Genomic DNA, 14,289 nt, shown 5'->3' on the forward strand with positions numbered 1-14,289 from the left:
TATGTAGTAAGTTATAGGAGGACGATAGATGAACATTCGGCAACTAGCGCTGCAAAATATAAAAGGAAATTGGCGTAATTATAAAGTGTTTTTCTTAAGTAGTTGTTTTGCAATATTTGCTTCTTTTGCATATATGTCTGTCATTGTACATCCGTATATGCAAGAGACGATGTGGTATCAAAACGTACGCTGGGGACTTATCATATGTAATGTTATAATTATTTCTTTTTTCGTCATATTTATTTTGTACTCTACTTCTATTTTCATAGAAGCACGTAAGAAAGAATTAGGGTTATATATGTTAATGGGAGCAACGAAGTCTAACGTAATAGGAGTAATTATGACCGAGCAAATATTGATTGGGGTATTTGCTAATATTTTCGGTATAGGAATTGGCATGATCTTTTTGAAACTCTTTTTTATGGTGTTTAGCATGCTAATGCGTCTTCCGAAAGAACTCCCTGTCATATTTGACGTGAAAGCGATTGGGGTAACGTTTATTACATATATGGTTGTTTTTATTCTGTTATCTTTTATAAGTGCTTTACGTATATGGAACATAAAAATCATTCGGTTATTGAAAGAATTTCGAACGGATAAAAAAGAGAAGAAAACATCAATGTGGCTTTGTATATTCGGCTTTATTTGTTTAGGGATAGGATATGCGTTAGCGCTACAAGTGACAATGGAAACGATAGGATTATATTTTTTCCCTGTGTCTATACTTGTCTTTTTCGGAACGTACTTTTCTTTTACACATGGTACAATCCAATTGTTAGAAATGATTAAACGAAATAAAAAGATTATGTATACATATCCGTATTTATTTATAGTGAATCAATTGTCATATCGAATGAAGGAAAATGGTCGCTTTTTCTTTATGCTTTCTATGGCAACGACATTTGTAGTTACGGCAACAGGTACGGTGTTCTTATATTTTTCTAGCATGCAAGATATGTGGCGAGATGGGGGCGCACACTCATTTTCATACATAGAAAAAGGTGTTTCTACCCATGAAGTCTTTGAGGAAGGTACGGTTGAACAATTACTGCATCAATATGGATATGATGATTTTCAATCTATGAGTTTTGTTGGAGTGTATGCATCTTTTCAGTCCAACAAGGGAGAAACAGAAGTAGTGCCGCTCATTAAAGAAAGTGAATACAATCAGGAGGCAAGAAAACAAAAAAAGAAAACGTATCATCCTAAAAAAGGAACGGTTACACTCGTTTATTATAATAAATACAATCACTCGAATATATATAATCAAAAAGAGATTCAATTACAAGTAATAAATCAAACGTATCCATTCGTATTTAACGGTCAGAAAGAAGGGGTGCGATTTAATTATCACCTCACGCACATTAACGGTTTGTTTTTCGTTATGAATGATGAAGATTTTGACAGTATAGCAAATAAGGTTCCGGATTCTGAAAAAATGATATATAGAGGATACACATTACCAAATATCGAAAATACAAAAAAATTAAATGAAGCTTTACGGAAACATATGAAACAAGATGATAATAACGCATTTCGAAGTAATATGGAGTTATATGTGAATATGAAAGAGTTCGGCAATATTACTCTATTTATAGGCTCATTCATTAGTATATTATTTTTCCTTACATCATGTAGTATCGTATATTTTAAATGGTTTCATAATATTTCATCGGATAGAAAGCAGTACGGGGCACTCTCTAAACTGGGAATGACGAAGGAAGAAGTATGGAAGATTTCTCGCTGGCAATTGTGTATGCTATTTTTTGCGCCAATTATAGTGGGGAGTATGCATAGTGCGGTTGCGTTATATACGTTTCATAATACGATCTTTATGGACGGTTCATTAAGAAAAGTAGGCTTATTTATTCTGTTTTATATCGCTGCATGCATCATGTATTTCTTTTTCGCTCAAAGAGAATATAGGAAACATTTAGACTAGCGAACGCTAGTCTTTTTTAAATATTCGAAATTTACATAGAAGAATATAAAAAAGTATGGTATAACAGTAAGAAAACGAAAAAGAGGGGAAAAGACGATGATTCGAGTAGGATATTTAGGACCAGAAGCAACATTTACAAATATGGCGGTGAGTCGTTTTTTTCCGGAAGCAGAGCATGTACCGTATCGAACGATTCCAGATTGTATTGATGCAGCTGCAAATGGAAATGTAGATTATGCAGTGGTACCACTAGAAAATGCCATAGAAGGTTCAGTGAATATAACGGTTGATTATCTTGTACATGAGCAGCCGCTTTCCATTGTAGGAGAAATAACAGTGCCAATTCAGCAACATTTACTTGTACATCCGCAGTATGCAGAAGTGTGGGAAGAAGTATATGCAGTGCATTCTCATCCACATGCTATTGCACAATGTCATAAGTTTTTAAATGAAGAACTAAAAGGGGTAACTGTCCGAGATATGACATCAACAAGTGCCGCTGCGCAATATGTGAAAGAACACCCTGAAGAAAAAATCGCTGCCATTGCAAATGAAGCAGCTGCAGAAAAATACGGATTAACGATTGTAAGACGTAGCATTCATACACATAAAAATAATCATACACGCTTCCTCGTGCTCCATAAGAGAAAGAAAGCAATACTCCCAAATAACGGAGAAAACCGCGGAGAGAAAACGACGCTTATGATAACGTTACCTGCTGATTATGCAGGAGCGCTATATCAAGTGTTATCAGCTTTCGCATGGAGAAAATTAAACTTATCCAAAATCGAATCGCGCCCCATGAAAACAGGGCTCGGAAATTACTTTTTCTTAATCGATGTCGATAAAGCATACGATGACGTATTACTGCCAGGCGTAACGATGGAACTTGAAGCACTTGGTTTTTCTGTTACGGTGCTGGGGAGTTATTCTTCTTATTGGTTGTAAGGGGAGTGTTTGTAGTTAAGTCGGTAGTATACCGTCTGATAGATAAATAAAATCCCACCTATAATGGTGGGATTCTTTATTTTAACTTCGCAAGACGATCTTCTAACTGATCACGCCAAATATCAGCTAGCTCTTTTACAGCAAGAATCTTTTCAATGCCATCTTTATCTTTTCTATTATGAAAATAAATTTCGTTAGAGAACAAGACAGAAACATTGCTCGGTTGACGTTCTAGTAATGTAATTTTTGAATCTTTACGTACAGTACCTTCTTGAAGAACGCGGCATAGGTAGCCAGTAAATCCAGTTGCTACAATGCGCGGCAAAATGCCAGGGATGCCAAGACGTTTTGAGATTGTGCTACAGGGTACGCGGGCTTGCGTCACTTGAATGATTGCTTCACCTAGTTGATATGTATCTCCGATGCAAACATCACGCTCTAACATATTTGTTACGGTAATGTTTTCGCCAAATGTGGAAGCTGGAAGCGTAGTTTGAAATTCCTCTTCCCATAGTGCGTAATGCTCGTGTGAGTACACACAAACTGCGCGGTCAGGCCCTCCGTGATGTTTTAAATCCGCTACGTCATCGCCAAGGAAGCCATCTTTTGAGAGGAAAGCTTCTTCGGTAGAATCTTTACATATACCTGTTATCATTTCTTTATCTTCGCCATATTTCATTTGTTTCGGTTTGCCAATGCTAAAGTGAACGAGTTCAATTCCCATCTTTGAGCTCCTTTACGATTGATTACAATATTATAGCATTAAAAAAGCACAGAGAATGATAAAAAAACTCTGTGCTTTACATTAATAAACGAGAAATCCTGCTTTATCTAAAGCCTCACAAGCAGCATCTAATTTTTCTTTAGAATCTGCTTCAATTGTATGTAAGTGAATACCGTCTGTTAATTGCGATAGATAGGAAGCATTTGTGTTTTCGATTTTTTGTAAATATTGCTCGACATCAAATCGATTACTTACCATGATGGATGCTGTTAAGTCACCGTATACAGGATGCTCAACTTTTACATCTTTAATCGTAACACCGTGATCAACAAGCATTGTCAGTTCTTGACGTACTTCCGCTGGTTTATGTTGGCATACAATTACGCGTTCGAAAGCTTGTTGTTTCTCTTGTGGTTTTAAATATAAATAGCCTTGAGCAGTCGCGATAATTGGTTCGTTTCGTGCTTTAAGCAAGGAAATATCTTGTACGATAACTTGTCTACTTACGTTCGTCTTTTTCGATAGTTCATTACCCGATAACGGTTCATTTGCAGCAAGAAGCCACTGAAGGATAAGCTGTCGTCTTTCTTCACCTAAAATCTTTTTTTGGTCATTTTGTTTCATTATGATTTAACACCTCTATAAAATTGATTTCCAATTGTGTGTAGTGCATGAATAGTAGTATCAATTTGATCTTTCGTTGTTTGTTGCCCGAAAGAGAAGCGGACATATTGTTTTGCCTCTTCATACGTTTTTCCAATTGCAAGCATTGTTTTCGAAGGTTCTTGTTTACCGACTTGGCAAGCACTTCCCGTAGAAATGGCAATACCGCGGCGATTACATTCTAGCATTGTATACTGACCTTCTATTCCTTTTATTGTAACCCCAATAATATGTGGTAAACAAGAAGTAGAATGACCTTCTACTTCAATTTCTAGCGGAATTGTGTGTAATCGCTCTAAAAAGTAGGATCGTAACGCCTTAAAACGTAAGTTTTCTTCCTGTTGGTTTTTTAATATATTCTCAGCAGCCGTTAAAAAAGATGCGATGCCAGGAACGTTTACTGTGCCTGGGCGAAACCCTTTTTCGTGAGAGGTTCCTGGGAATATTTGTGTCCAGCGAACTTGCGGGTTTATATAGCAAGCGCCAACACCTTTTGGTCCGTATATTTTATGTGCTGAAACAGAAAGACTATCAATCCCCATCTCAAAAACATGGATAGGAAGTTTACCAAATGTTTGCACACAATCTGAATGGAATAAAACGTTATATTTTTTTAAGAGTTTCCCAATCTCTGCGATATTTTGAACGGTTCCAATTTCAGAGTTTCCGTGCTGTATGCTTGCTAGAACAGTATTTTCTGTAATAGCTGTTTCTAGATCATCTAAATGAATTAGCCCATCTTTATTAACAGGAATTTCAGTAATTGTATACCCTTGTGATTGTAAGGATTGAAAATAACTTCGAATGGATGCGTGTTCCATAGGTGTTGTAATAATATGCTTCTTATTTCGGGCATTTAGAAGGGATTGAATCGCAAGGTAGTTGGATTCCGAACCACCGCTTGTGAAGAATACCCCTTGTTCCTTTCCGCCAATCATTTCAGCAAATGTTTTTCTGCACAATTGTAATAAAGAAGAGGCTGTTCCTCCAATATCATGTAAACTTTGTTCGTTTCCGAAGTATTGTGATGCTGCTTTCATATATGTTTGTAATGCTTCCGCGCTCATAGGTGTAGTTGCTGCATAGTCAAGATATATCATCATGTAAGGTCCTCTCTCTAGTAAGAGTTACATTTCTTGTATTTTTAAAATGGTAGTGAAAATAAGAATTATAAAAAAACTCTTGTCATTATTTTAAAACTATGTAAATATAGGTGTCAAGACAGTTGAAAAGTGTAAAGTAGGAGGCAACGATTATGCCAAGTGCAGATGTCTTAATTATTGGAAGTGGAGTTGCGGCACTTCGTGTTGCGAAAGAGATTTGTCACGAAAAGAATGTGATTATTATCACAAAGGAAACGAATCGTAATAATAATACATACTTAGCGCAAGGTGGAATTGCCGCAGCGGTAGCTACATATGACAATCCGAATGATCATTTTGAAGATACGTTAGTAGCAGGATGTCATTATAACAAGGAAGATGCGGTCCGTTATTTAGTTGAAGAAGGGCCGAAAGAAATGAATAATCTCATTGAAAATGGAATGAAATTTGATGGAGATGAAACGGGTCCCCATCTTGGAAAAGAAGGTGCACATCGAAAGCGTCGTATTTTACATGCAGGTGGCGATGCAACAGGAAAGAATTTATTAGAGCATTTCATTCAAGAAGTAGCTCCGCACGTTACGGTCGTGGAACAGGAAATGGTGCTCGATTTTATTATAGAAAATGATAAATGTGTTGGAGTTTTAACAAGGAATAGTGAAGGGAAGCTGAAGCGTTACGTTGCAGATGATACGGTGTTAGCAACAGGCGGGATTGGTGGCTTATACGGCTTTACTTCTAACGACAAAACAATTACGGGTGATGGACTTGCAATGGTGTACCGCGCAGGTGGGGAGCTCGTAGATTTAGAGTTTGTACAATTTCATCCAACGATGTTATACGCGAGCGAGCGATGCTGTGGTCTCGTTTCTGAAGCTGTCCGTGGTGAAGGAGCTGTCCTTATAAATGGAAAAGGGCAGCGTTTTATGATGGATATACACCCTGATCACGATCTTGCGCCGCGTGATGTAGTGGCAAGAGCGATTCATGAACAGCTTTTGGCGGGTGAAAAAGTGTATTTGAATATTGAGTCTATCCAAAATTTCGAAGAACGTTTTCCGACTGTATCATCATTGTGTATAAAGAATGGTGTTCATATAAATGAAAAATGCATTCCGGTCGTACCCGGTGCTCATTTTCATATGGGCGGTGTGAAAACGAACTGTGATGGAGAGACGTCCATTCCAAATTTATATGCGGTCGGTGAAGTAGCTTGTAATGGTGTTCATGGAGCAAATAGGTTAGCAAGTAATTCATTATTAGAAGGTCTTGTGTTTGGAAAAAGAATAGGAAAACATATTTTAACGAAAGCGACAAAAGGCAGATTGAACAACTTCGCTGAGAAGGAAAAGAAATTTATCGTTCTGAATCATTTGCCGACGAAAGAAGAAATACAAGAATGCATGATGAAATATGTTGGGATTGTGCGAACAGAGCAAAGTCTATCTTATGCAAAGAGATGGCTTAGTAAGTACGGTGTTCGAAATATGATATTGCAACATGATGCTCTTACAAATGAAGAGATAACGCTTATTAATATGTTAACAGTGTGTGAGCTTATCGTCGTATCAGCTTTGCAAAGGGAAGAAAGCATAGGTGGCCATTATCGAAGTGATTATCCACATAGAAATAGTGTAAAAAAAGAGATCATTCGAGTGAAAAGAAAACTACAACTTGTGTAATGAGGGGGAGAGGGGCTTTATGAATACGATAAAGGTTAAAGAAGCATTAAATCGATTTTTTCTAGAAGATATAGGAGAAAGAGATGTAACATCTCAGCTTATTTTTCCAGACAATTTACTTTCAAAAGGAACGTTTCTTGCGAAAGATACAGGGGTCTTTGCGGGACGTTTAGTAATTGAAGAAGGTTTTAAATTAATTGATGAGAGAATTGAAGTGGAGCTTCATAAAAAAGATGGAGATCTTGTAGAAAAAGGCGAAATAATAGCAACTGTCCAAGGGCCAATTGCTTCGTTATTAACGGCAGAGCGCGTTATATTAAATGTTATTCAGCGTATGAGCGGGATAGCGACGATGACACATAAAGCTGTTCTTGCTTTAGATAGCAGTCATACGCGTATTTGTGATACGCGAAAAACGATGCCAGGGCTACGTATGTTTGATAAGTATGCAGTCGTATGCGGAGGTGGATTTAATCACCGTTTCGGTTTATATGATGGTGTCATGATTAAAGACAATCATATTGCTTTTGCTGGTTCTATTACGAAAGCTGTTACATCGGTGAAAGAGAAGTTAGGACATATGGTAAAAGTAGAAGTGGAAACAGAAACGGAGGAACAAGTGAGAGAGGCTGTAGCTGCTGGTGCGGATATTATTATGTTTGATAACCGTACACCAGATGAGATTCGAGAGTTTTCAAAGATTGTACCAAGTGCCATCGTTACAGAAGCTTCAGGAGGTATTACAATTGAAGATTTATCGAAATACGGAAAAACGGGGGTAGATTATATTTCACTTGGAGCGTTAACACATTCAGTGAAAGCACTTGATATTAGTTTCAATATTGAGGCGTAAGGAAAGTGGCTTAGAGGGGGAGAAAGGGATATGAGTATTTTAGAAAAAGTGCAACCAATTGAAACGATGTTACCAGAGCGTTATTACACGATGTTAACAGAAGATATGGAAAAGCGTGTTCGTGAAATTAAAGAAAAAATGGGGAAAACACTATTTATACCAGGGCATCATTATCAAAAAGATGAAGTTGTACAATTTTCTGATGCAGCAGGGGATTCGCTGCAGCTTGCGCAAGTTGCAGCGAGCAATAAAGAAGCAAAATATATTGTGTTTTGTGGTGTACACTTTATGGCAGAAACAGCTGATATGTTAACGACAGATGATCAAATCGTTATTTTGCCAGATATGCGTGCAGGTTGTTCGATGGCAGATATGGCAGATATCGAACAAACAGAAAGAGCGTGGAAAGAGCTTAAGAAATTATTTGGAGATACGATGATTCCGTTAACGTATGTCAACTCTACAGCTGCAATTAAAGCGTTTTGCGGTCGTAATGGCGGAGCAACAGTAACTTCTTCTAATGCAAAACAAATGGTATCTTGGGCGTTTACACAAAAAGAGCGTCTCGTCTTTTTACCAGATCAACATTTAGGAAGAAATACAGCGTACGACTTAGGTATCCCGTTAGATAAAATGGCAGTATGGGATCCGCATACAGATTCATTAGAATACGATGGAGATATAGAAGAAATTCAAGTGATTTTATGGAAAGGTCATTGCTCTGTTCATCAAAACTTTACAGTGAAGGACGTTGAGAACGTACGGAAAAATCATCCGGATATGAATATTATTGTACATCCGGAATGTTGCTATGAAGTTGTAGCTGCTTCGGATTATGCAGGGTCAACGAAATATATTATTGATATGATTGAATCAGCGCCATCTGGAAGTAAATGGGCAATTGGTACAGAAATGAATTTAGTGAACCGAATTATTCAGCAACATCCAGATAAAGAAATTGTTTCACTTAATCCATTTATGTGTCCGTGTTTAACGATGAACCGAATTGATCTGCCGCACTTATTATGGGCGCTTGAAACGATAGAAAGAGGAGAAGAAATTAACGTTATTAGCGTAGATAAACAAGTGACTGAAGAAGCGGTTCTTGCATTAAATCGTATGTTAGAGCGTGTATGAAGCAGCGGGATTCCCGGTGCTTTTTTTCATACACATAATCATAACGAGAACGAAATGGGCATACATTGTTTTGAAGAAATCATTGCGATTTTTTTATACTTATTCCACTTCGAACTATATTGGAAATAGAAGAAGTGTTAAAAGTGAAAAGAAGTTCATGTTATTTAGAAGGTGTTACTTCATGAGATTTGTTACTTATAGATAAGTTATACAGGAGGGGGAAAATTTGAAAATTCATATTGTGCAAAAAGGGGATACCCTTTGGAAAATTGCGAAAAAGTACGGAGTAGATTTTGATACGTTGAAAAAAACAAATACACAACTTAGTAATCCGGATTTAATCATGCCAGGTATGAAAATTAAAGTACCGTCAAACAGCGTTCACGTAAAACAGCATGCTGGAGCAGGTTCAGCACCTCCAAAACAATATGTTAAAGAAGTGCAACAAAAAGAATTTGCAGCAACGCCAACGCCACTTGGAATAGAAGATGAGGAAGAAGTTTCGTATCAATCAGCACCAATTACACAGCAACCGGCTATGCAACAAACGCAAAAAGAAGTGCAAGTAAAACCACAAAAAGAAGTACAGGTAAAGCCACAGAAGGAAATGCAAGTGAAACCGCAAAAAGAAGTACAGGTAAAGCCACAAAAAGAAGTGCAAAAAGAAAAGCCAATTCAAATAGAAAAACCAATAGAAAAACCGTCTGTTATTCAAAAGCCACCTGTTATAGAAAAACAAAAACCAGCAGAGAAAGAAAATACGAAGTTTTCGGTCAATGTGTTACCACAACCACCACAACCACCAATAAAAGCGAAAAAGGAATATAAAATTTCAGATGTAATTAAAAAAGGAAGCGAGTTAATTGCTCCTCAAATTACTAAAATGAAACCTAATAACATCATTTCTCCTCAAACGAAAAAAGATAATATCGTGTCACCGCAAGTAAAGAAAGAAAATGTAGGAAATATCGTGTCACCGCAAGTGAAGAAAGAAAATGTAGGGAACATAGTATCACCACAAGTAAAGAAAGAAAATGTAGGGAACATAGTATCACCACAAGTAAAGAAAGAAAATATAGGGAACATAGTATCACCACAAGTAAAGAAAGAAAATGTAGGAAACATAGTATCACCACAGGTAAAGAAAGAAAATATAGGGAACATAGTATCACCACAAGTAAAGAAAGAAAATGTAGGAAACATAGTATCACCACAGGTAAAGAAAGAAAATATAGGAAATATCGTGTCACCGAATGTATCGAAAGAAAATGTAGTTATTCCACAAGTAATACCGCCAAATATTCAAGTGCCAAACATCATGCCAATGTTGGATAACAATCAACCGCCAAACATCATGCCAATGTTGGATAACAATCAACCGCCAAATATGATGCCGACTATGGATAACAATCAAATGCCAAATATAATGCCAATTACAATCAAATGCCAAATATGATGCCGATTATGGATAACAATCAAATGCCAAATATAATGCCAATTATGGATAACAATCAACCACCAAATATAATGCAAATTAAGCCAATTAAGGATAACAATCAAATGCCAAATATGATGCCGATTATGGATAACAATCAAATGCCAAATATGATGCCGATTATGGATAACAATCAAATGCCAAATATGATGCCAATTATGGATAACAATCAAATGCCAAATATGATGCCACTCATGGATAATAATCAACCACCGAATATGATGCCATATCAAATGCCATACCAACAGCCTATGATGCCGCCGAATCCTTATTATCAACAACAAAATCCCTATCAAATGCCGTATCAGCAAGGAGCGCCGTTTGGACCACAATATACGTCTATGCCAAATCCAAATATGATGCCAATGGATAATAATATGCCGCCGCTCGTGCAAGGAGAGGAAGATTGTGGGTGCGGGGGAGAGAGTAGGCTATATAGTCCGCAACCTGGAGGGCCACAATACGCGAATCCTTTATATTATCAACCAACTCAATCCGCATATGCACCACAGCCTGGAACGATGTATTATCAACCAGATCCGCCAAATGTATTTGGGGAGCCAGTTTCAGAAGAAGAGGATGAAGAAGAAGTCTAAAAAAGGTGGGATTATTCCCACCTTTTTTGTATGTGGATTCGTTCTGGAAACGGAAGATTTACACCAAATGTTAGAAAATCCCCAGTGAAATATTAACAGTGTAAAAACCTTCTTTGTTACTCATCATAAGAGGGAGCTTTTCAGAAGAGAAGCTCATTCTAACAGAGGGGGTTTTTGTATTGAATACGAAAGTAAAAGTGATTGCTGCTTCTTTGTTAGTTACCAGTGCATTAGCTGCATGTGGTACACCAAAAGATAACAATGCAATGGATGGACGTAACTACAATTACGAGCGTACATCTTATAATGATACACACCAGTATCGTGATAATGTGGCGCGTAACGATCGTTATACAGACTATGTAACATATAGAAATGGTCGTAACGATACAGGATATAACTATTACCGTGATGTAAATTACAACGGTCAAATTGCTAATCCGCATCCAACGCGTAATATTACAATGAACAATTCATACATTAACAATGATGGTAAAACTGCAGAAAGAATTACAAATCGTGTGAAACGTATGAATAACGTAGACCGTGTGTCTACAGTTGTATATGGAAACGATGTGGCGATTGCGGTAAAACCACGTAACACAGTGACAAATGAAACGGCGATGGCGAACGAAATTCGTCAAGCGGTTTCAAATGAAGTTGGAAACAGAAATGTGTACGTCTCTGTAAGAAATGACATGTTTACTCGTGTCGATGCAATGAGTACACGCCTACGTAACGGTACAGTTACAAACGATTTTAATCGCGACATAGTGAATATGTTCCGAGACATTCGTTACGGTTTAACTGGTACTATGCGATAGCAAAATAAAGGAGGAAGGGGTAGCCCTTCCTCTTATTCATCGTCGTCTTGTAAACGACGCTTTTTAATAAAATAACTAATGGAGTAAGAAGCTAAAAAGCATATGAAGAAAATACTACCTGTTAAAATAGCTTCAAAGAGAGGTCTTTCTGGACTGAAAATGATATAAATAATGGCTATAATAGTTCCTACAATAAAAGAACGTAAAACAATTTTGTAATAAGGAGTTAACTTTATTTCTTTTTCGCTTTCTTCTACATCGATAGAAACGCTTAACTGTAAATAACTAAGTACTATACTTGTAAGAATAAATAATAACCACAAGGGAGATTTCGTAATTTGATCCATTCCTTCAGTGAATCCGATATAGCCTAAAATTCCAATTATACCAAGTGATTGAAAAAGGAAGGCAATACGTACGTTTTTTAATGTTTGAAGAATCAGACGTTCATCCTTTATTTTTTTCACAATATCCATCTCCTGTTTATTATGATTTCGCTGTTATATCAATTGTAACATATATATTACATTTATCAATTTATAGATTACATAAATTCTGTTTGGGTAAAAGAGGAAATGATTTTTTTATAAATATGTTGCACTTATACTTTATTAATGTTATATTAGCAAAGCGATGAGCTAATTTACGTAAGACGAGAGATATGCTTAAGTGCTAAACACGCGAATGTGGTCGCCTGGTCTCTCGCCGTAAACGCATCAAGACGCCTGCTTTGCAGGCGTCTTTCATTTTATATGAATGTAATGGGAAGAATGGAGGAATCCAATCTTCCCTTTTTTGTTGAAATAAAAGTCGGAAAATAAAGTTATTTACAAGTGTATATGAAAGGGTTACTATTTAATGGTAATATATTACATGTTTTTTAGATATAAAAGGTTGGGATGAATAGGATATGGAGAATTTTGAATGCAGAAATACAGAAGTTGTATTAGAGAAATTTCAGGTCGTAACACCTATATTTCAGGCGCTGGGAGATGAGAATCGTCAGCAAATTATTATGCTGTTGTTAGAAAACAAACAGATGAATGTGACGCAAATAACAGATAGAATGAGGATTTCTAGACCAGCTGTTTCGCATCATTTGAAAATTTTAAGACAAGCAGAACTAATTGTAGCGGATCGAAATGGAAAAGAAATTTTTTATTCTATAATAGCTGGAGAATTTTTAAAACAGGTGAAGGATTTACTACAAGCAATAGAGTCAAATTATTAATTTTTTTTAACTAACACGTAAACAAGTTCAAACTTTTAAACCTGTTTACGTAAAAGGGGTAATGAAAATGAACAGAATAAATCGTATGTATGTAATTATGTTATTTGTTCCTTTGTTTTGGGGTGGGTCTTTTGCAACAGCAGAGCATGTTATTACTGAAATTCCACCGATTACTGCGGCAACAATTCGTTTTGGTTTAGCAGGTTGTATTTTAATCGGCATAGTTTTTATGAAATCTGAGTGGAATACAAGTTTGTTATTAAAGAATTGGAAAGGGCTGTTCTTTGTATCGTTAACAGGTATTTTTGGCTATAATGTTTTTTTCTTTATGGGACTTAACTATACTTCTACTCTGAATGGATCGCTTATTATTGCTACAATGCCTGTTTTTGTAACATTGGGAGCAATATTATTTTTTAAAGAGTCTTGGAGTATAAAAGTCGGAATAAGTTTAATTTTGTCCCTTATCGGTGTAATAGTAGTTATTACAAGTGGTTCAATGAATACACTTATGTCTTTGTCATTTAATAAGGGGGATTTTTTATTTATAGCTGCGTTAATCTGTGGGGTGTTATATAGCTTAACAGGAAAAAAAGTTATGAGTGGTGTCTCCCCTTTGTTAACTACAATGAGTATGACGGTATTGGGTACTGTGTTTTTAGCAGGCCTTTCTCTATATGAAGATGGATGGGGAAAGGTTGGGACGTTTTCTTTACAGGGATGGATAGAAATGTTGTATATGGTCATATGTGGGACGTTAGTTGGATATATCGTGTTTAATAAAGGAGTAGAAGAGCTAGGTGCAAGCAAAGCAAGTATGTATTTAAATCTAACTCCTATTGTGGCTACTGGTATATCAGTTGTCTTATATGGAGCAGCTGTTACGTGGCAACAAATAGTTGGGATGATAATCGTATTAGTTGGGGTTTATATAGTGACGGTACAATCAAATAAAGATATAAAAAAGCTTTCACGTAATCAATACGTTTCAAAATAGGTAGAAATCATTGGACTCTATAAGTCTTCATGAGAGCAATCTATGAATTAGGGATAAAACCCCCATTTCCGGAAAAACTACTAATGAAAGTTTG

13 protein-coding genes and 1 pseudogene are annotated in these 14,289 nt (G+C 36.5%); 10 read left to right on the plus strand and 4 right to left on the minus strand.

The genetic code is table 11. From position 1 onward, the window contains the following. The first annotated feature begins 28 nt into the window (after positions 1–28). Positions 29–1,942 carry an ABC transporter permease gene (locus DN390_RS04615; protein WP_147806707.1) on the plus strand — a complete coding sequence of 638 codons (1,914 nt, stop codon included), beginning with the start codon at positions 29–31 and terminating at the stop codon, positions 1,940–1,942. A gap of 96 nt (positions 1,943–2,038) precedes the next feature. Continuing rightward, entirely contained in the window at positions 2,039–2,890 is an 852-nt protein-coding gene (pheA, locus tag DN390_RS04620; RefSeq protein ID WP_060632392.1) for a prephenate dehydratase, read from the plus strand. 76 nt (positions 2,891–2,966) lie between these two features. Here the strand turns inward: pheA and DN390_RS04625 are convergent, their stop codons facing one another. The 3 genes from DN390_RS04625 to DN390_RS04635 form a co-directional block, all read right to left on the minus strand. Beyond that, the gene (locus DN390_RS04625) at positions 2,967–3,614 is read right to left on the minus strand and encodes an MOSC domain-containing protein (RefSeq protein ID WP_147806708.1); all 648 of its coding nucleotides are present in this window, start codon (positions 3,612–3,614) and stop codon (positions 2,967–2,969) included. Positions 3,615–3,695: 81 nt separating this feature from the next. Continuing rightward, complete coding sequence (locus DN390_RS04630) at positions 3,696–4,238, minus strand: transcription repressor NadR (protein WP_000812240.1); 543 nt, start codon at positions 4,236–4,238, stop codon at positions 3,696–3,698. After that, positions 4,238–5,380 (minus strand): IscS subfamily cysteine desulfurase, encoded by a 1,143-nt coding sequence (locus tag DN390_RS04635; protein WP_097951042.1) that lies wholly within the window; start codon positions 5,378–5,380, stop codon positions 4,238–4,240. Before DN390_RS04635 ends, DN390_RS04630 begins: the two co-directional genes overlap by 1 nt. A 152-nt stretch (positions 5,381–5,532) precedes the next feature. On the opposite strand from DN390_RS04635, the gene nadB reads away from it, so the two are divergent. The 6 genes and pseudogenes from nadB (at position 5,533) to DN390_RS04660 (ending at position 11,967) form a co-directional block, all read left to right on the plus strand. Further along, on the plus strand, positions 5,533–7,062 hold the full coding sequence (nadB, locus tag DN390_RS04640) for an L-aspartate oxidase (protein ID WP_147806709.1): 1,530 nt from the start codon (positions 5,533–5,535) through the stop codon (positions 7,060–7,062). Positions 7,063–7,081: 19 nt separating this feature from the next. Next, on the plus strand, positions 7,082–7,915 hold the full coding sequence (nadC, locus tag DN390_RS04645) for a carboxylating nicotinate-nucleotide diphosphorylase (protein WP_060632387.1): 834 nt from the start codon (positions 7,082–7,084) through the stop codon (positions 7,913–7,915). Between the two features lie 30 nt (positions 7,916–7,945). Next, positions 7,946–9,052, plus strand: coding sequence for a quinolinate synthase NadA (gene nadA / locus DN390_RS04650; RefSeq protein WP_147806710.1), 1,107 nt, complete (start codon positions 7,946–7,948; stop codon positions 9,050–9,052). 226 nt (positions 9,053–9,278) lie between these two features. Then, positions 9,279–9,435, plus strand: a pseudogene (gene safA / locus DN390_RS31580) (SafA/ExsA family spore coat assembly protein); the annotation flags it as partial. Between the two features lie 1,081 nt (positions 9,436–10,516). Continuing rightward, entirely contained in the window at positions 10,517–11,143 is a 627-nt protein-coding gene (locus tag DN390_RS31585; RefSeq protein WP_370513468.1) for a hypothetical protein, read from the plus strand. Positions 11,144–11,322: 179 nt separating this feature from the next. Further along, entirely contained in the window at positions 11,323–11,967 is a 645-nt protein-coding gene (locus tag DN390_RS04660) for a YhcN/YlaJ family sporulation lipoprotein (RefSeq protein ID WP_097951216.1), read from the plus strand. A gap of 32 nt (positions 11,968–11,999) precedes the next feature. On the opposite strand, the gene DN390_RS04665 is transcribed toward DN390_RS04660, so the two are convergent. After that, positions 12,000–12,434 carry a hypothetical protein gene (locus tag DN390_RS04665; protein ID WP_060632383.1) on the minus strand — a complete coding sequence of 145 codons (435 nt, stop codon included), beginning with the start codon at positions 12,432–12,434 and terminating at the stop codon, positions 12,000–12,002. 443 nt (positions 12,435–12,877) lie between these two features. Here DN390_RS04665 and DN390_RS04670 point away from each other — a divergent pair, with 443 nt between their 5' ends. Then, the gene (locus tag DN390_RS04670; protein WP_060632382.1) at positions 12,878–13,198 is read left to right on the plus strand and encodes an ArsR/SmtB family transcription factor; all 321 of its coding nucleotides are present in this window, start codon (positions 12,878–12,880) and stop codon (positions 13,196–13,198) included. 67 nt (positions 13,199–13,265) lie between these two features. Beyond that, entirely contained in the window at positions 13,266–14,195 is a 930-nt protein-coding gene (locus tag DN390_RS04675; protein ID WP_147806711.1) for a DMT family transporter, read from the plus strand. Positions 14,196–14,289 lie beyond the last annotated feature (94 nt).

Origin of the sequence: Bacillus sp. SH7-1, assembly GCF_008042405.1 — a bacterium.
Lineage (GTDB): Bacteria > Bacillota > Bacilli > Bacillales > Bacillaceae_G > Bacillus_A > Bacillus_A thuringiensis_N.